Annotated in this window: 13 protein-coding genes; 2 read left to right on the top strand and 11 right to left on the bottom strand. The window is 73.3% G+C overall.

Features of this window, described 5'->3' with window-relative positions; all coding sequences use genetic code 11:
• Positions 1–50: 50 nt before the first annotated feature.
• The 5 genes from ACSC1Q_RS27080 to ACSC1Q_RS27060 form a co-directional block, all read right to left on the bottom strand.
• The gene (locus ACSC1Q_RS27080; RefSeq protein ID WP_436761495.1) at positions 51–605 is read right to left on the bottom strand and encodes an NADPH-dependent FMN reductase; all 555 of its coding nucleotides are present in this window, start codon (positions 603–605) and stop codon (positions 51–53) included.
• A 417-nt stretch (positions 606–1022) separates the two neighbouring features.
• Positions 1023–1715: a mycothiol-dependent nitroreductase Rv2466c family protein gene (locus ACSC1Q_RS27075; protein WP_436761494.1), complete on the bottom strand. Its 693-nt coding sequence runs from the start codon at positions 1713–1715 to the stop codon at positions 1023–1025.
• A gap of 207 nt (positions 1716–1922) precedes the next feature.
• A complete protein-coding gene (locus ACSC1Q_RS27070; RefSeq protein WP_436761493.1) occupies positions 1923–3311 on the bottom strand; it encodes an FAD/NAD(P)-binding protein in 1389 nt (462 codons plus the stop codon).
• A 282-nt stretch (positions 3312–3593) separates the two neighbouring features.
• Positions 3594–4745 carry an anhydro-N-acetylmuramic acid kinase gene (locus ACSC1Q_RS27065; RefSeq protein ID WP_436761492.1) on the bottom strand — a complete coding sequence of 384 codons (1152 nt, stop codon included), beginning with the start codon at positions 4743–4745 and terminating at the stop codon, positions 3594–3596.
• Positions 4746–4806: 61 nt separating this feature from the next.
• On the bottom strand, positions 4807–6414 hold the full coding sequence (locus ACSC1Q_RS27060) for a glycoside hydrolase family 10-like protein (RefSeq protein ID WP_436761491.1): 1608 nt from the start codon (positions 6412–6414) through the stop codon (positions 4807–4809).
• Positions 6415–6790: 376 nt separating this feature from the next.
• Here ACSC1Q_RS27060 and ACSC1Q_RS27055 point away from each other — a divergent pair, with 376 nt between their 5' ends.
• Together ACSC1Q_RS27055 and ACSC1Q_RS27050 are read left to right on the top strand one after the other, a co-directional pair.
• Positions 6791–8296 carry a glycoside hydrolase family 3 protein gene (locus ACSC1Q_RS27055; RefSeq protein WP_436761490.1) on the top strand — a complete coding sequence of 502 codons (1506 nt, stop codon included), beginning with the start codon at positions 6791–6793 and terminating at the stop codon, positions 8294–8296.
• Between the two features lie 27 nt (positions 8297–8323).
• On the top strand, positions 8324–9223 hold the full coding sequence (locus ACSC1Q_RS27050) for a MurR/RpiR family transcriptional regulator (RefSeq protein ID WP_436761489.1): 900 nt from the start codon (positions 8324–8326) through the stop codon (positions 9221–9223).
• 136 nt (positions 9224–9359) lie between these two features.
• On the opposite strand, the gene ACSC1Q_RS27045 is transcribed toward ACSC1Q_RS27050, so the two are convergent.
• The 6 genes from ACSC1Q_RS27045 to ACSC1Q_RS27020 form a co-directional block, all read right to left on the bottom strand.
• The gene (locus ACSC1Q_RS27045; protein ID WP_436761488.1) at positions 9360–11417 is read right to left on the bottom strand and encodes a hypothetical protein; all 2058 of its coding nucleotides are present in this window, start codon (positions 11415–11417) and stop codon (positions 9360–9362) included.
• A gap of 384 nt (positions 11418–11801) precedes the next feature.
• A complete protein-coding gene (locus ACSC1Q_RS27040) occupies positions 11802–12860 on the bottom strand; it encodes a serine hydrolase domain-containing protein (RefSeq protein WP_436761487.1) in 1059 nt (352 codons plus the stop codon).
• A 187-nt stretch (positions 12861–13047) separates the two neighbouring features.
• A complete protein-coding gene (gene murQ / locus ACSC1Q_RS27035; protein WP_350971758.1) occupies positions 13048–13977 on the bottom strand; it encodes an N-acetylmuramic acid 6-phosphate etherase in 930 nt (309 codons plus the stop codon).
• A 148-nt stretch (positions 13978–14125) separates the two neighbouring features.
• Positions 14126–15013 (bottom strand): GNAT family N-acetyltransferase, encoded by an 888-nt coding sequence (locus ACSC1Q_RS27030; protein ID WP_436761486.1) that lies wholly within the window; start codon positions 15011–15013, stop codon positions 14126–14128.
• 200 nt (positions 15014–15213) lie between these two features.
• Positions 15214–16224: an ABC transporter ATP-binding protein gene (locus ACSC1Q_RS27025; RefSeq protein WP_436761485.1), complete on the bottom strand. Its 1011-nt coding sequence runs from the start codon at positions 16222–16224 to the stop codon at positions 15214–15216.
• Positions 16221–17660, bottom strand: coding sequence for an ABC transporter ATP-binding protein (locus ACSC1Q_RS27020; RefSeq protein WP_436761484.1), 1440 nt, complete (start codon positions 17658–17660; stop codon positions 16221–16223). The genes ACSC1Q_RS27025 and ACSC1Q_RS27020 overlap by 4 nt, the downstream gene beginning before the upstream one ends.

Below are 17660 nucleotides of genomic sequence, written 5' to 3'. Positions count from 1 at the left end.
GGATCCTGAGGACCGGGGCCCGAGGGCCCCGGTGAGCGGTCGGGCGGACCTCACACGGCGGACCCGCGGAGAGAACCGGTCCCGGTGAGGGAGGGGGAGCAGATCTCGTCCAGCACGCCGCGGAGACGGGCCCGGTAGCCCGGGTCGGCGAGCCTGCCGTCGGCGTCGAACCGGTCAGGGGCCGGGGAGACGGCGAGTTCCGCGCCGCACACGACCGCGCCCGCCGCGCCGAGGGCCCTGCGCAGCTGGATCTGCGTCCACATCCCCTCGTGGGCGCGCGGGCAGGCGGTCACCACGCCCACCGGCTTGCCCACCAGGACCGCGCCGCCGCGCGCGGACGAGATCCAGTCGAGCGTGTGTCCCAGCTGTACGGGGAGCGCGCTGTGCGCGGGCGCGGTGATCAGCACACCGTCCGCGCCGGAGAGGCGGTGCCACAGATCGGCGACCGGCCTCGGGAGCTCGCCGTCCTCGGAGGGCGGTACCTGGTCCAGGCCCCGCCAGATCTCGAAGTCCACCGTCGCGGGCAGTTCGCGCGCCGCCGCCTCCAGGAGCCTCCAGACGTACGCCCCCGGGCGAAGGCTTCCCGCGATCCCAACGATCCTCATTCCCGGCCCCATCCCTGTCGCGCTGCCGCGACGTTACGAGTGAGGGAGATCCCGCCATCGGTCACGCGGTCGCGGCCGTCAGCGGAGCGGTCTCCCCGACTCATCGACACAAACCGCTACTCGACGCCACCGTGACGCGGGGAGAGAGTGGTCCGCCCGCCGTACCGGAGAAGCCGCCCCGCGAACAAGCCCCAGAACGGCGATCACGCTTCCGCAGGTCGGCACCGCGACGGCGGTGCCGGCGAACCTCACACTCCATCACACTCGGGGGCCTGCCCTCAGTGAGGGGCGACGAACATGATCAGGCGTATCGTTCGCGAAAAAGCCGGTTATTTCTCCGTCAAGGGCGGCGAGGACGCTGGAGGAAACGCCCCCTACCACGCTATGGGGCTCGCGGGGGAAAGCGCCTCTCACGCGCTAGGGAGCCTCCAGGTAGGTGCGGGGAGCCGCCCGGTCGGTGACCCGCTTGAGTTCGAAGAACGTCTCCTCGGTGGCGAGCACCTTGAACGCGTCCCAGAGCCGCCCGGCCCGCTCGCCGGTCGGGATCTCGCTGATGACGGGACCGAACTGCCCGGCGTGCCCGTTCACCGAGATGGTCGGGACGCCGATCAGCGACTGCTTCTGCCTCCCCGTCGGCACCAGGGCGTGCGAGGCGTGGATAGCCTCGTCCCAGGTGCCGTCGGTCCTCGCGGCGAGCAGCTCGGCGGGCAGCCCGGCGTCGGCCAGCGCGGCGGCGATCACCGGCTCCAGGGCCTCCATCGCGGCCCGCCAGCCCGCGAGACCGCCCTCCCTCGGCACGTCGCGGGACCGCTGGAACAGGCCGTCCTCGCCGTGGTATCGGGTGCCGAGCGTGGTGTACAGGTCGCCGACGGCGGCGTCCCCGGCCGCCGCGCGCGCCGCCGCGAACACCCGCATGGTGCCCCGGCCGAGCTCGACGATCTCGCGGTACTCCTCGGACATGTCCTGCTTCTCGTTGAGAACCGCCAGGCTCATCTCCCGCCAGTTGATCGTGACGGGGCGCACCTCGCGCACTTCCAGGATCCAGCGGGAGGTGATCCAGGCCCAGGGGCAACCGGGATCGAACCAGAAGTCGACCAGATCCTCGCTCATGGGAATCCTCTTTCGTCGTGGGTCTCCCCAGGATGGGACCTCAACCCCGCTGAAGGTCAAGCCCGTGGGCCGCACCGGACGCGTCCAACGGCCGCGCTCCCGACAGCGCTCCCGGCGCTCCCGGCGCTCCCGGCGCTCCCGGCAGAGGTACGGCGACGCGGAGGGCGACGCGGTCCGAGGCGCCGGCCCGCCGGGGAGCTCCCGCCCTCACACGTGCTGGCCCCGCGCGGAGGACGGCAGGCGGGCGCCGGAGGCGAGCGTCTCCACGAGGCGTGGCGCGAGGGCCGCCGCCTGGGCGCGGATCTCCGGGATCGCCGTCGTCTCGTACAGGCTCCCGCGCAGCAGGGGGCCCAGCGTGAAGATCCGGTCGTCCGGGGCTCCCCCCGCGTCCAGGACCGCGCCGCCGGGAGCGGCGTCCAGCCCGAGCCGGAGCCGGTCCGGCCGGACCACGCCGTCGGCGACGAGGTCGGCGAGGAGGGGATCGCGGGTGATGTCGGCGCCGGGCCCGGTGGCGTTGACCAGCCAGCCGACGTCGATCTCCTGTACGGCGCCGTCGGCGCCCACCCGGACGCGCAGCCCGCCGGGACCGGGCGCGGCCCCGATCAGCCGGCCGCGCAGCACCCTGAGGCGGCCGGTGGCCCGCAGGTCGGCGATCCTGGCGGCCGTGACGGGAGGGATCCGGTGCCGGTGGACCTCCCAGTAGCGGGCCGCCAGCCCGAGGAACCGCCGCTGGTCGTCCAGGGAGAGCCGGGGCCACAGGCCTTGGACCTGGGGCCGCAGGCCGTCGACCACGCCGTACCAGTCGCCGCCGTTGTCCCGCACGGCGAGGCGTACGGCGCGGAGCAGGTCGCCGATCCCCAGCGGCCCGTCGGGGACCGGCGTCCGGACCGGGGGCGGAACGGGCCGGGGGTGCGTCCGCGGCAGCAGCGCGTGCCGCGACACCGCGTGGACGACGGTGTCCGGGTGCGCCCGGGTCACGGTGACCGCTATGTCCACCATGGTCAGCCCGGTCCCCAGCACGAGCACCGGCGCGCCGTCGCGGATCCCGGCCAGCGCGTCCGGCGCCCACGGGTCGGCGACGTAACCGGGGCTCGCGGCGTCCACGACCGGCAGCCGGGCGGACTGGGAGCGGTTGCCCAAGGCCAGGACGGCGGCCTCGGCGTCGATCAGGCCGCCGTCGGACAGGTGGACCCGCACTCCCCGCCCCCGGGTCAGGGCGCTCACCGTGCCCGTCACCTTGCGCACCACGCGGACGGGCCACTCCTCGGCCCCGGCCAGCAGGTCCTGGAGGTAGCGCCCGTACGTCCGCCTCGGCAGGTAGTCGGACGCGGAGACGTCCAGCCCGTCGTCGTGGGCCCAGCTCAGGAAGTGGCCGGGGTCGTCTTCCAGCCCGCTCATCCTGTTCGCGCAGGCGTTGAGGAGGTGGTGCGGATCGGTGGTCGAGTACGCCTGTCCCAGCGCGTGCCGCCCGTGCTGGTCGATCAGCACGACCTCCAGCGGCATGGCCCGCGCCCGCGCCTCGCGGAGCAGGTGGACGGCCGCCAGCGTGCCGCTCGCGCCGCCGCCGACGACGGCGACCGATGGGGAACCTGACACGTGACCCAGCATAACCCACTATTCCTGTAGGGTATATAGGATAGTGAAATCGTGAAACGTTCCATGTAGGAGCTTGACGATCCTAGCCGGGTCGCCGGCAGGAGGCGGGCCGGGGTTTCGCGCCTGGAGGGCGTCGTGGCGGGCCCCTGTCCGACCGCCACGACGCCCGCGCCCCGGCCCGCCCGCGCCCTGGCCCGGCCGCCCAGGCCTCCCCGGCCCTCCGGCTCGGAAGCCGGGGAGGCCGAAAGGCCGGGAGCCACCGGAGGAACGCCTTCTCACGACCTATCCGGCCGACGCCGCCGCCGAGGTGAAGCGCAGGCGGCGAGGGCCCGCGCCGAGGGGCTCCGGTAGCCTCAGCGCCCCGGCGCCGGGGGTGATCGCGCCGAGGAGGCGGGGGCCTGACGCGCCCGTGCAGCCGGGGACCGTCGCGGGCAGCCCGTGCGCCGTCAGCCAGCCGAAGAGCGAGAAGGCGATCGCCTCCTTGGCGTCGGCGGGGACGCCGAGCTCGTCGCTCGGCACGATGCGCGCGTCCCCGGCCCGCGCGGCCAGCATCGCCATCAGGACCGGGTTGCGCACCCCTCCCCCGGAGACGACCACCGTCTCCAGGCGGTGGCGCCGGATCTCCGCCGCGACGGTCTCCGCGGTGAGCGCGGCCAGCGTCGCCAGCAGGTCGGGCAGTGCCGGCCGGTACGGCGACGCCTTCCCGTCCAGGTAACCGGGGTGGAACAGCTCCTTGCCGGTGCTCTTCGGCGGCGGCGCCCGGTAGTACGGTTCGGCCAGCAGGTCCGCCAGCAACCCCTCGTGCACCTCCCCCGAGGCGGCGAGGCGGCCGTCCTCGTCGTAGGGCGCGCCCGTGGCGGCCGACACCGCCGCGTCCATCAGCGCCGACGCCGGGCCGGTGTCGTAGGCCGTCCCGGCGTCCCGCACGGTCAGGTTCGCGATCCCGCCGAGGTTGAGCGCGCCGCTCGGCCCCGGCAGCCCGTCCAGGAGCAGCAGGTCGAGGTAGGAGACCAGCGGCGCGCCCTGCCCTCCGGCGGCCACGTCCCTGGCCCGCAGGTCGGAGACCACCGGCACGCCGGTCCGTTCGGCGATCCAGGCGGGCTGGCCCAGCTGCAGCGTGCCGCGCACCCGGCCGTCCTCCACCCAGTGGAACATCGTCTGCCCGTGCGAGCAGACGAGGTCCACCGGCCCGCACGCCTCGGCGGCGTCGGCGAACGCCTGCCCGACCAGGGTGTCGAGCCGGCACACCTCGGCCATGTCTGCCGGGCCGGGCGGCAGCGCGGCGGCGATGCGCTCGCGGAGCCATCCCTCGTACGGCCGCGTGCCGGTGTGCTCGACGGCGCCGACGAGCACGTCGCCGTCCGGGGACCAGTCCACGACCGCGCTGTCGATCCCGTCGTGGGACGTCCCCGACATCAACCCCAGCACGCGCATACCCGCTCCTCCCCGCTCCTCCCGGCTCCTTCCCACGGCCTTCACGCTCCTTCTCTCTCCGTCACGCCCCTTCGCGATCCCCTGGGCCCGCCGGGCCGTCACCACGGGCGCGGCGGCCGACGCTGGGCGGGCTCAGCCGTCCGGCCCGGTCGACGGCCACCACGTGGTAGTACGCGCCCCCGGCACCCGCCGGGTCCGTCCAACGCAGGTCGCGGGCCGCGGGGACGACCGCGACCAGGTGCCGGGCGCCGGCGAGGTCCCCGGGCCCGGCCCGCCGGTCGAGCCGGAAGATCGCGTACTGGAACGGGGTCTTACGGCCGGTGGCCAGGATGCGCAGCTCGACGCCACCGCGCACCCGGCGCGCCGAGGGGACGAGCGGGCGGCCCGGGGCCCGGCCGGAGGCGAGCCTGGGCAGCAGCGGGGACAGCGCGGGACGGGTGTAGTGGCCGGTCACCACGGCGCTGATCGAGCCGATCCGGTCGTCGCGCACGTCGCCGGAGTTGTACCAGATGTCGCCGCCGACCTCGGGGTGGCCCTCGTTGAGGGTGAGGTGCTCGCCGAGCTCGCCGGGCCGGGACCACTCGGCGGGCTGGCCCGCCGCCCCGGCCTTGTAGGCCGCCTGGCCGATCCACAGCTGGGTGCCCGTGCCGGCCACCACGTCCGACCACCAGGGGACCAGCTTGGCGTAGTCGGCGTTGGACTGGCCGATGTGCCAGTAGAGCTGCGGCGCGATGTAGTCGAGCCACCCCTTCCCGACCCAGCCGCGCGTGTCGGCGTGCAGGTTGTCGTAGGACTGGCTACCGCCGGTCTCTGAGCCCAGCGGGTCGGTGGCCCGGTTGCGCCAGATGCCCGAGGGGCTGATGCCCCAGGCGATCTCGGGCTTGGCCCGCCGCACCCGCCGCTGCATCTCCCGTACGAGGAGGTCGACGTTCTCGCGCCGCCAGGCCGCGAGGTCGGGGAAGCCCGCGCCGTGGCGGGCGTAGGCCTCGGCGTCGTCGAAGGCGGTGGTGTTGACCGGGTAGAAGTAGTCGTCGAAGTGCAGGCCGTCGATGTCGTACCTGGTGACCGCGTCCATCATCGCGTCCTGCACGAACGCGCGGACCTCGGGCATGCCGGGGTTGTAGTAGAGCTTGCCGCCGTAGGGGACGATCCAGCCGGGATGCCTGCGGCCGGGGTGGTCGGGGTGCAGCAGGGACGGGTCGGCCTGCGTCGACACCCGGTAGGGGTTGAACCACGCGTGGAAGGCGAGGCCCCTCCGGTGCGTCTCCGCCACCAGGAAGGCCAGCGGGTCGTAGCCGGGGTCACGCCCCTGCACGCCGGTCAGGTACTGCGACCAGGGCTCGTACCGGGAGGGCCAGAAGGCGTCGGCGGTCGGCCGGATCTGCACGAACACCGCGTTGAGCCCGCGGGCCCGCGCCAGGTCGAGCCAGCCGACGTACTCGGCCCTCTGCCGCTCGGCGCTCAGCCCGGCCCTCGACGGCCAGTTGATGTTGGCGACCGAGGCGATCCACATGCCGCGCATCTGACGCAGCGGCGGCACCCGCCCGGCCCCGGTCCCGTACGAGGTCCCGGAGGCGGCGGCCGGGGCCCGGCCGGACAGGGGGACGGCGGTCGCCGCGACGGCGAGGGCGAGGCCGCGCAGGACGGTTCGCCGGCTGGATGAGCTCATGCGGACTCCAGGGGTGTTCGGCCACGGGCCTCGGCCGCCGACCTCGGCCCGGACGCCACCAGGCCGGGGCGAGGGCGGGCACCGGTCTCCGGCGTGGCGGGCGCGAGAGCGAACATGACGACGGACGCGGGACGGACGCGGGACGGACGCGAGGCGGGCACGACGGCGGATGTGCGGGCGGACGCGAAAACGATCGCGGGACCGGCACGAGGTCACGGGATCACGAGGTCACGGGTTCTCGATCGCGAGAATGACAGAAAGCTACTTCGAAGGCAATGATAATGAAGAAAATTGTCATTGATGTGTAATCTGCCTTGAGACACCTCCCTCCACTGACCTGTCAGAAGACGCCTAACTCGATCGAGAAGGTGACCGAATGCCCCACCGCAGCCCCGATCTGGCCCGGCTGGCCATGACCGTCCTCCAGCCGGGTTTCGACGGCACCGAGCCGCCCGGATGGCTGCTTCGCGCGCTCGGCGACGAGGGCCTAGGCGGGACCGTGCTGTTCGCCCGCAACCTCACCGATCTCGGCCACACCGCCGACCTGGTCGCCCGGCTGCGCGCGGAGAACCCCGCCGCGGTGATCGCGGTGGACGAGGAGGGCGGCTCCGTCACCCGCCTGCAGGCCGCGCGGGGCAGCTCGTGGCCGGGCAACCGGGCGCTGGGCGTGGGGGACGACGTCGAGGGGACCCGGCTGGTCGCCCAGGAGATCGGCCGCCTCCTCGCCTCGGCCGACATCACCCTCGACTACGCCCCGGTGGCGGACGTCAACGCCAACCCGGTCAACCCGGTGATCGGCGTCCGCTCCTTCGGCGCCGATCCCGGGCTGGTCTCCCGGCACACCGCCGCCTGGATCTCCGGGCTCCAGGGGGCCGGGGTGGCCGCCTGCGCCAAGCACTTCCCCGGCCACGGCGACACCCACACCGACTCCCACCACGACCTGCCGACCCTGCACGCCTCCCCCCGGCTCCTCGCCGAGCGCGACCTGCCGCCCTTCCGCACGGCGGTGGCCTCCGGAGTACGGGCCGTCATGTGCGGGCACCTGCTGATCCCGGCCCTCGACCCGGAGAACCCCGCGACGCTGAGCCGGCGGATCACGACCGGGCTGCTCCGCGAGGAGATGGGCTTCACCGGGATGATCGTCACCGACGCCATCGAGATGCGCTCCGTCGCGGCCCTCCACTCCCCGGGGGAGATCGCGGTCCGTGCCCTGGCGGCCGGGGCCGACGCGATCTGCGCGGGCATCTCCGCCCCCGGGGGCGAGAACGTCCACGAGCTGCGCGACGCCATCGTGGACGCCGTACGGGAGGGCAGGCTGGGCGAGGACCGGCTGGCCGAGGCCGCCTCCCGGGTGCTCGCCCTGTCCGCCTGGTACGCCGAGAGCGCCACCGCGGAGGCGCGGGCGGCGGGGATCGCCGCCCGGGGCCCGGGGGACGAGGGCGAGGAGCTCGGCCTGCGCACCGCCCGCGCGGCCATCCGCGTGACCGCCACGGCCGCCCCGACCGTGCTCCCCGGGCCGCCGCTGGTCGTCGACATCGCCCCCCGGCTGAGCGAGGCGGTCGAGCCCGGCATGCTCACCGGCCTCATCGGCGCCTTCACCGAGCTGCTGCCGGGCACCGTCGGCCACGTCGTCACCGTGGAGGCGCCCGAGCTGCCCGACCTGAGCGACGGGAGCCGCCCGCTGGTGATGGTCGTGCACGACGCCAGGCGCCACCCCTGGGTCGGCGAGCTGCTGGCGCGAGCCGTCGCGCTGCGCCCCGACACCGTGGTGGTCGAGACCGGGATGCCCGGCGAACCCTCGGGAGCCGTGTACGTGACCACGAACGGCATCTCCCGGGCTTCGGCCCGCGCCGTGGCTCGCTGGCTGACCGGCGCCCAATAGGCTGATTTATGACATGAAAGGCGCTTAATGAACGTCCTCGACGGCCCCACCCCCGTGAACCTGGTGGCCACGGTGAGGGCCGTCCTCCCCTCCCTCACCCCCGCGGCTCAGTCCATCGCCCGTCTCATCCTCGACGACCCCGGGGTGGTGGCCCGCAGCACCATCACCGAGTTCAGCGCGGCCTCCGGCACCAGCGAGGCCACGATCGTGCGCACCGCCAGGGCCCTGGGCTTCGCCGGGTACTCCCAGCTGCGCTTCGCCCTGGCCGCGGCGGTGGCCAGGGACGAGCCAGAACGGCTGGTCCCCGGCGACCTCGGCCCCGACGACCCGCTCACCGACGTGATCGCGAAGGTGGCGAGGGCCGAGTCGGAGGCGCTGGCCGACACCGCGGCGCAGCTCAACCCCGACCGGCTGGGCATGGTGGTGGAGGCGGTGGCCGGGGCGCGCAAGGTCGCCGTCTACGGGGTCGGCGCCTCCGGGCTGGTGGCGGCCGACATGGCGCAGAAGCTGATGCGGATCGGCCTGCCCGGCCACGCCTACACCGACGCGCACCTCGCGCTGACCAGCGCGGCGCTGGTACGCGCCGACGACGTCGTGGTGGCGGTGAGCTGCACCGGCGAGACCCCCGACGTGCTGGCGCCGACGCGCGTCGCGCAGCGGGCGGGCGCGACCACGGTGGCCATCACCAACAACCCTCGATCCTCCCTGGCCGGGCTCGCCGACCACGTCCTGGTCTCGGCGGGCCGGGAGACCGCCTTCCGCCCGGGGGCGCTGGCCAGCCGGATCAGCCAGCTCCTGATCGTCGACTGCATCTTCGTCGGCATCGCCCAGCGCACCTTCGAGACCTCGGACGCGGCGCTGCGGGCCACCAGGGACGCCATCGACGGCTTCAGGACCGACTACCGCCGCCGGAGCAGGCCCTCCTGACCCGTACCGGCCACGGCGGGGAAGGCGCTGACGGGGGTTCCCGGCGTGCCCGGAGGGAATCCTCCGCCGTCGGCCGTACGGTCACGGCGTACGACCGGCGGCACGCGACGCCTCCCGCCGGAGTCGGGCGAGATCCTCAGCTCTTCCCCGGGGTGTAGTCGTCGTCCGAGCCCTCCTCGTCCTCCTCGTCCTGGTCCTCTTGCCGCATGTCGTCCTGCCATTCCTGCCACGCCGCGTTCCGGGACCTCTTCGGCGAGGGCGGCCCGTCCTCCTCGCTCTGTTCCCCCTCCCCGGCCTCGTCGAGGGTCCGTTTCGAGCTATCCCCGCGAGGGGCCTCATCGGACTCGGAGTCGGACTCGGAGTCGGGCCTGGGGGCGTAGACGAACTCCAGCCCCTCCTCGTCCTCGCTCGACACGTAGCCGGTCTCGCCCATGCCCCCGGCGTGGTCGAAGCTCTCGATCGCCTTGATGACGGCCCTCCGCTGCAACTTGTCGTCGATGGCGGCGGCGAGGGCGATGTCCTCCTTCTCCGTCGGATTGTCGGGAACGCCGAGGATCGCCTTGAGCAGCGCCGGGGCGACGAGGGCCGGGGAGACGGGCCAGGCGTAGGTGGTGAGGTGGGTGCCGGTGACGCCGAACTGGATGCCCTCCCCGCGCATGGCCAGTATCCCCAGATAGCACTTGAGGCAGCACAGCTTGGAGATGCCGATGGCGATCACGATCGTGTCCAGCAGGTGCAGCGTCTTCCGGACCGCCTCGCTGCGGGCCCGTTCGCGGTGCTGGAGGAGCTGGGTCGCGGCCTGCATCTCGGTGTGCACCCTGCGGTCCGCACCGTCGAGGTTGTAGGTCTCCTCGTGTGCGCTGACCTTCAGTTCGGCCCACTTCCGCTGCAGGTCGGCGAGGAAGTTCATCGCCTTGAGCAGGCGCCGCTCCGCCATGTGCAGGTCGCCGCCACTCCCCGACCGATCGTCGAGGTTGGAACTCTTCAGGAGTGCCCACAGCTCGTCGAGCGTCTCGGTGAGATCTTCCACCTCGGCCTCGTCCTGGCTTCTGCCGACCTCGACGAGCCGCTTCAGGTCCTGCCCCATCCGGTCGTCGGGATTGTTCGCCCAGATGTGCAGCTCGCCCTCGGTGTGGGCCACCGCGACGCATTCGCGGGTGTCGTTCAGATGGGCGAGCACCCACGCCAGCCGGTCCAGGGCCCGCTGCAGCGCCAGGTCCTGGTTCGTGGCGATGCGCCTGCGGTACTTCTCGCTCCATCCCTTGCTGCTGCCTCCGGCATGGATGATCTCGCTTTTGATCGTGCTCATCTTGGCCGCGAGCCGCTTGTGCACGGCGTCCTGGATCTTTTCCGCCTTGGCGGCGGAAAGCCCTCTCGTGCTCTCGTTCGGCATGGCGAACGAGAGCGCGGCCGACTCCAGGTGGAGCAGCGGGTTCACCTCGATCGCCGCCAGGTCGAAGTCACGCAGCAGGGCCGCCCGCCGCTCCGCGTCCGGGGTGAGACCGCCGATCTCCTCCCGGAGGTCGGCGTCGGTGAGCAATTCGTCCTGCGCCGCCAGCCGCGCCAGGATCTCGCCCGGCCCGGCGCCCGGCAGGCCCACCGCCAGCCCGATGGCCTGCCACAGTTCCGAGTGGAGCGGGATGGGGAACTGCCTGGCCAGCTGCAGGACGTGGAACGGCGACGCGTGCCGCCCGACGCCGTGGAACAGGAGGAAGAGGTGCGCGATCCTCGCACGCGTGGACAGGCCCTGGCTCTGCGCGGGCAGATAGCCGTCCACCATGGCCATGATCTTCTTGCTGACGGTCCGGAGGGCTACGAACTCCCCGTACGTCATGGACTGGATCAGCGACATCGCCATGGTCAGGTCACCCAGCAGGGTGATGAGCGCCTTCTCCGCGGCCGCGCTGTTTTGAACGGGCCACCCGCCACCGTTGCCGGACACCGAGGGGTCCTGGGAATTCTGGGGGTCCGGGGAATCCGGTCGCTTGTTCTTGCGCAGATCGGCCTGGGGGTCGACGACCGGCGCGACCGGCGACACCTGGTCCTTCTCCTCCTCCTCGGAGGACGAGAGGTCCGAGGGGTCGTCCTGGTCGGTGTCGCCCTTCTCCTCGCCGCTCATCGTCTCGTCGTTGTCGCCGGTGGGCTTCCCGGCCGGTGGCTTCTTCCTGACGGAGCCGCTCTTCTTGAATGACATCGAACCTCCCGCTTCCAGAGAATGATCCACCGCCGGGCACCGGCCGGGTAGGCCATCGCCAGGTCGAAGTAGAGCGAATCGGCCCATCCATGATCGTCTACCTTCGTGGCCACGAACACCGGCCGTCCGGGTGACATGTCACAGGGCGCCGCGTGAAACGGAGACACGAGCTCCGCCCGCCGGAACGGCCGGCCGATCCCGGCCGGTCCCGGCGGGGCTCCTCGCGGATTCGGCGGGCCGGGCCACGGACGCGTGTGCGGGATCAGAGCGGGCATGCGGTCTCAAGGGCGGACCACGGCGCGGGCGCGGGCTCAGGACAGGCCGCAGCGCGGGCGCGTGCTCAAAGGCGGATCACAGCACATGCGCGGGCTCAGAACAGCGGGCTCAGGACAGGCGCAGGGCCTCGGCGGCGACCGAGTGGCGCAGGTCGCGGATGCCCGCGCGGCCGCGCAGGGGGTGGACGTTGTTGGTCAGCAGGACGACGGTGAGGGCACGCCCGGGATCGACGACGAGCGAGGTGCCGGTGAAGCCGGAGTGGCCGTAGGCGTCGGCCAGCGGGCCGACGATCGCGGGGTCGCCGATGCGCACCCCCAGGCCGTGGCGGAAGTCCGCGCCCCTCACCTCGTGGTCGCGGGTGATCTCGGCGACCGCGCCGGGACCCAGCACCGGCGCTCCCCCGGTGCGCAGCGCCTCGGCGAAGCGTACGAGGTCGTCGGCGGTGGAGAAGATCCCGGCGTGGCCGGCGACCCCGCCCAGGCCGTGCGCGGTCTCGTCGTGGACCTCGCCGCGCACGCATCCGGGACCGGGGCGCTCGGGCTTGTGCTCGGTGGCGACGATCCGGGGCAGCAGGGACGCGGCGGGGCGGTAGCCGGTGTCGGGCAGGCCCAGCGGATCGATGACCCGGGTACGGGCGAGCTCGTCCAGGGAGGCCCCACCGGCGATCTCCGCCACCCGGCCCGCCGTGATCAGCCCGACGTCGGAGTAGAGGTAGCGCCCGCCGACGGGACCGATCGGCGGTGTGGAGAGGATCCGCTCCATGCGCGCGGCGCGGATCTCCGGGCCGTCGCCGGGGATCTCCTCGTGGGCCCTGCGTCCCGGCGGCAGGCCGGCGGTGTGGGTGAGCAGGTGCCGCAGGGTGGCCTCGGGAGCGCCCCCGTAGCCGCCATGGCCGCCGCAGTCGTCATGGCCGCCGGGCAGCCGGGCCGCGACGGGCTCGTCCAGGTCGAGAAGGCCGTCCTCGGCCAGTGACAGGACGACGGCCGTGGTGAAGAGCTTGGTGATCGAGGCGAGGTCGAAGATCGAGTCACGGAGGGCGGGAGGGCGGTCTCCGGCGAGGTCCTCGGAGGCCGACGCGTAGCGCACGGCCTCCCCCGCCACGGCGGCGGCCACCGTGACCCCGTCCACGGCGATCACGGCCACCGCCGCCGAGCAGACACGCGGCACCGCCGCCTTGAGGATCCCGGCGAGCCGGGCACCTTCCCCGGAATCGAAACAATCGGAACGACCGGCCACTGCTCCCGCTCCCGCCCTCGGCTCCGGACTCGCTCCCGACGCCGGTCCCGGTTTCAGGCGTGGAACCGGCTCCACGCCTGGCACCGGTCCCCGTCACATCGGAGTTCCGGTCAGGGGTTCAGGCGCCCCTGGCCTGCTTCGCGGCTTCCAGTGCCGCCTCAAGACGGTCGCCGTGCCGCTCCAGCAGGAGCCGGGCGCCACCGGCGTCGAGACCGTGCTCGATCATCAGTACCGCGACCTTCACGTGCCATCCCGCGGCCTCCAGCGCGGAACGGGCGGCGGAGAGGGCCGCCCCGGTGATGTCGCTGACCATCCTGGCGGCCCGGTCGGCCAGCTTGGAGTTCATCGCCGACACCTCGATCATGGTGTTGCCGTACGTGCGGCCCAGCTTGACCATCGCGATCGTGGAGATCATGTTGAGGACGAGCTTCTGCGCGGTCCCCGCCTTGAGCCTGGTGGAGCCGGTCACCACCTCCGGGCCGACGATCACCTCGATGGGGTGCAGCGCGGCCGCCGACAGCGGGGTCGCGGCGTTGCACGACAGTCCCACGGTCAGCGCGCCACGACGGCTCGCCTCGGCGAGCGCGCCGAGCACGAACGGCGCGCGACCGCTGGCGGAGACACCCACCACCGCGTCGAGGGCGCCCACCCCCCGTTCCCCGAGGGCGGCCGCTCCCCCGGCGTGGTCGTCCTCCGCGCCCTCGACCGAACGGGTCAGCGCGGGAGTGCCGCCCGCGATGACCCCCTGGACGAGCTCGGGATCGGTGCCGAAGGTCGGCGGGCATTCCGAGGCGTCCAGTACGGCCAGCCGCCCCGACGTCCCCGCGCCCACGTAGAACAGGCGGCCCCCGGCCTTCATCCGGGCCACGACCGCGTCCACCGCGGCCGAGATCTCCGGGATCACCTCGGCCACCGCCGCGGGCACCGCGGTGTCCGCCGCGTTCATCAGCCGCGCCACCTGGTCGGTGGGAAGCCGGTCGATCCGGCTGTAGCGCGGATCGCTCTGCTCGGTGGACAGCGTGGACAGTGTGGCTAGTTGATCACTCATGACGTCCCATGTCGTTAGTTTTCCTGATCTCACTACCGCTGAGTAGCCGATCTTCGGACGGTGAGGGCGTTACAGGCACATACCCGGTAGGAGTCCGCCCATCGGCCCGCCCCACGGGCGGAGGCCGTCACGGCAGGCCCGGAGGCCGTCACGGCAGACCACGGCGGTAGAGCCAGAAGACCCGCTCGGCGCGCGCGCCGACCGCCCTGGCGTAGAAGCGCAGCGGCCCCACCCAGCTGATCTGGGTGCTCGACATGCCCGCCGCCCGCTGCTCGGCGAGGCAGCGGCGTACGAGCACGCGGCCGACCCCCAGGCCCCGCGCGGCCGGCGCGGTGCCCATCGGGCCGAACCAGGAGGGCCGCGAACCCCACGCGGCGAAGCCGAGGATCTCGTCCTCCCTGACGGCGTAGTGGCAGCCGGTGGCCTGCTCCGCCTCCCAGGCCCAGCGGGCGTTCCAGTGCTCCTCGACGAAGGCCGACACGGCGGCGCGCTCCCCGGGGGCGGCGGTGTGCACGGTGACCCCGGAGGCCGCCAGCCGCGCGAGGTCGGCGTCGACGGAGAGGTCCCCGGTGAGGTCGGCGGTCATGTTCCAGGCGACCCGGTAGCGCTCGTAGCCGAGGCTCTCGGCCAGGCAGGCGGCCTCGGTGTAGCGCACGTCGATGCCGGGCCAGGCGTAGCAGGGCGGGTTGCCGGCGAAGCGGGCCTCGGTCGCCCCCTGTCCGCGCAGCCAGTCCTCGGCCGCGACGGCCAGTGCCCTGCCGAGGCCCGTCCCCCGGGCCTCGGGACGCACCGCGAGCAGGTCGACGTGGCCCGCGTGCGGGTCGCGCGCCGACATGGAGGCGAACACCACCCCGTCGAGGTCGCGTGTCACCAGCGCCGTCCAGGACCGGTACGCGGGCGGCGCGGCGAGCCTGGCGACCAGGCTCGCGGCCTCCCCGGCGTCATGGGTGAGCGCGGCCCCGGCGATCCCCGCGAGCGCCGCCGCGTCGGCGGCGACGGCCTCGCGGATCCCGGACGCCGCACGCGTCCCTGGCATCTCGCGGACTCCCGGCGCGTCGGAGGCTTCCGACGTCTCCGAGGCCCTCGGCGTCTCAGCGGCTTCCGGAGCTTCGGAGGCCCTTGGCGTCTCAGAAGCTCCCGGCGCTTCGGAGGCTCTCGGCGCCTCGCGGCCACCGGACGCCCCCGGCGTCTCGCCCGCGCTCCACGGTCCCGCCCCGGGACCGTTTCCCAGCGGGCTCACGAGTGGCCGAGCGGCATGGCGACGACGTCGCGCGGAGCGGGGTGGAAACAGGCGTGCTCCTGGGGCGTACCTCCGCCGTGGCCGAGCAGCGGATGCTCCGACTCGCAGCGATCGGTACGGAACGGGCAGCGCCGGGCGAACAGGCAGCCCGCGTCGGGGCGGCTCTCGTCGAGCGCCCCGGTCGGCGTCACCGGCTCCTCGCCGGGCCGCTCCAGGCCGTGCAGCACGGGGATGGCCGACAGCAGCGACTGGGTGTACGGGTGCACGGGACCGGAGATGATCGTCTCGACGTGACCCCGCTCGACGACCTCCCCCCGGTAGATGACGTACAGCTCGCCGTCGTCACCGATGTAGCGCGCGGTCGCCACGTCGTGGGTGATGAACAGCACGCTCACCCCGAGGCGCTCGCGGAGGTCCTTGAGGAGGGCGAGGATGCCGAGCCGCAGCGATACGTCGATCATGGAGACGGCCTCGTCGGCGACGAGCATCTCGGGGTCTACGGTGAGGGCGCGGGCGATGACGACCCGCTGGCGCATGCCGCCGGAGAGCTGGTGGGGATAGCGGGACAGCACGTAGCCGGGGTCGAGGCCGACCAGCTCCAGCAGTTCCTGGGCGCGCCCGTCCACCCACGCCCGCGAGCGGCCGGTCTGCGCGGCCCGCAGCGACAGCGGCGCGTCCAGCGTCTGGTGCACGGTGCGGGTCGGGTTGAGCGCCGAGTACGGGTCCTGGTGAATGAGCTGGATGCGGCGGAAGTAGGGCTCGCGCTGCTTCGGGCGCAGCGACGACATGGGCGTGCCGTCGATGGTGATCTCTCCGGAGTCGTGCCTCTCCAGCCCGGCGATGATCCGCCCGAGCGTCGTCTTGCCGCAGCCCGACTCACCGATGAACGACGCCGCCCCGCCCTTCGGGATGGCGAAGTCGACGCCGCGCAGCGCCTTCACCTCACGTCCGGGGAGGAAGCCACCCCGCTGTTTGAAGGTCTTCGTGACTCCCTGACCAGTGATCACGTTTTCTCCCTCGGTCCGTGTGCCCGGGCGCCCCGTCCGGCTCCCCGCAGAACCGCGTCCCGGTCCTCGTACGCGGTCCCGTCTCCGGCTCCGTTCCCGTTTCCGGCCCGGGTCCCGTTCGTCTTCCCGGTCCCGGTTTCGGTTCCGGTCCCGGTTTCGGTTCCGGTTCCGTTCGCGGTCCCGTCTCCGTTCGCGCCACGTGCGGCGTTCTCGGCTCCGTTCCCGCTCGCGTTCCCATTTCCGGTCCCGGCCTCGTTCGCGGCCTCGTTCGCGGTCCCGGCCTCGCTCCTGGTCCCGTTCCCGGTACGCGCGGTGGCCGCGTCCTCGGTCGCGTGGCGGGCGGCGACGGCGTGGCAGGCCACGATCCACTCGCCGCGTGAGACGGCGGGCGGCTCCTCGGTCTCGCAGACGTCCACGCGCAGCTCGCAACGCTCCCTGAAGACGCATCCCCTCGACGGAACGGTCCCAAGCGTCGGCGGGCGGCCGGGCAGCGCTCTCGCCTCCCCGATGTCGCCGATCAGGCGCGGGATGGCCCGGATCAGGCCCTGGGTGTAGGGGTGGCGGGGGGCGCCGAGCACCTCGGTGGTCGGCCCCTGCTCCACCACGCGCCCGCCGTACATGACGGCGAGCCGGTCGGCGACCTCGGCCACCACGCCGAGGTCGTGGGTGATGACGAGCGTGGTGAGCCCGCGCTCCTCGTGGACCTCCCTGATGATCCGCAGGATCGTGGCCTGGGTGATCATGTCTAGGGCGGTCGTGGGCTCGTCCAGGATGACGAGGTGGGCGTTGAGCACCAGCGCGAGCATGATGCCGACCCGCTGGCGCATGCCGCCGGACAGCTCGTGCTGGTGGGAGTCGAGCACGCGCGCGCCGTCCATGCCCATCCTGCCGAGCAGGTCCCTGGCATCCCTGACCAGTCCCCGCAGGTCCTGGATGTCGTGCGAGCGGCCCAGGTCGAGGAGCTGCTTGCCGACCGTCTTGAGCGGGTTGAGGGAGTTCTGGGCGGCCTGGAAGACGTACCCGATGTGCCGTCCCCGCGCCCGGCGCAGGTCGTCGCCCCGCAACCCGACGACGTCGCCGAGCCCGTCGATCTCCACGCTGCCCGAGCGGATCCTGCCGGGGGGCTGGACCGCGTTGAGCAGCGACAGCGCCAGGGTGGACTTGCCGGACCCCGACTCGCCGACCACCCCGGTGATCGTCCCGGGCACCAGTTCGAGATCGATCCCCGACACGGCGGGCAGTTCCCCCGCCGACGTCCGGTAGACGACGGACAGGTCGCCGACGCGTACTCCCGGCGGCCCGCCCCTCCCCGCGTCGCGGGGGCTCGCGGCGGCCTCCGTCCCGCGGGCTCCCCGGGCGCCCCGGGTTCTCACGGCCGCGGACAGCCGCTCGCCCGGTGTCGCGGACGCCTTCTCCGAATCCGAACGTGTGAACAT

Origin of the sequence: Streptosporangium heterodermiicola (assembly GCF_051390675.1) — a bacterium.
Classification (GTDB): Bacteria; Actinomycetota; Actinomycetes; order Streptosporangiales; family Streptosporangiaceae; genus Streptosporangium.
Note: the sequence above shows the minus strand (reverse complement) of the source record. Positions and strands in the feature narration are given on the sequence as shown.

What these genes read in the sequence shown, in the direction of transcription:
- ACSC1Q_RS27065 (WP_436761492.1), bottom strand. Translation starts at nt 4,745, where the DNA reads ATGCGCGTGCTGGGGTTGATGTCGGGGACGTCCCACGACGGGATCGAC.
- ACSC1Q_RS27075 (WP_436761494.1), bottom strand. Translation starts at nt 1,715, where the DNA reads ATGAGCGAGGATCTGGTCGACTTCTGGTTCGATCCCGGTTGCCCCTGG.
- ACSC1Q_RS27080 (WP_436761495.1), bottom strand. Translation starts at nt 605, where the DNA reads ATGAGGATCGTTGGGATCGCGGGAAGCCTTCGCCCGGGGGCGTACGTC.
- ACSC1Q_RS27020 (WP_436761484.1), bottom strand. Translation starts at nt 17,660, where the DNA reads ATGTTCACACGTTCGGATTCGGAGAAGGCGTCCGCGACACCGGGCGAG.
- ACSC1Q_RS27055 (WP_436761490.1), top strand. Translation starts at nt 6,791, where the DNA reads ATGCCCCACCGCAGCCCCGATCTGGCCCGGCTGGCCATGACCGTCCTC.
- ACSC1Q_RS27050 (WP_436761489.1), top strand. Translation starts at nt 8,324, where the DNA reads ATGAACGTCCTCGACGGCCCCACCCCCGTGAACCTGGTGGCCACGGTG.
- ACSC1Q_RS27060 (WP_436761491.1), bottom strand. Translation starts at nt 6,414, where the DNA reads ATGAGCTCATCCAGCCGGCGAACCGTCCTGCGCGGCCTCGCCCTCGCC.
- murQ (WP_350971758.1), bottom strand. Translation starts at nt 13,977, where the DNA reads ATGAGTGATCAACTAGCCACACTGTCCACGCTGTCCACCGAGCAGAGC.
- ACSC1Q_RS27045 (WP_436761488.1), bottom strand. Translation starts at nt 11,417, where the DNA reads ATGTCATTCAAGAAGAGCGGCTCCGTCAGGAAGAAGCCACCGGCCGGG.
- ACSC1Q_RS27030 (WP_436761486.1), bottom strand. Translation starts at nt 15,013, where the DNA reads ATGCCAGGGACGCGTGCGGCGTCCGGGATCCGCGAGGCCGTCGCCGCC.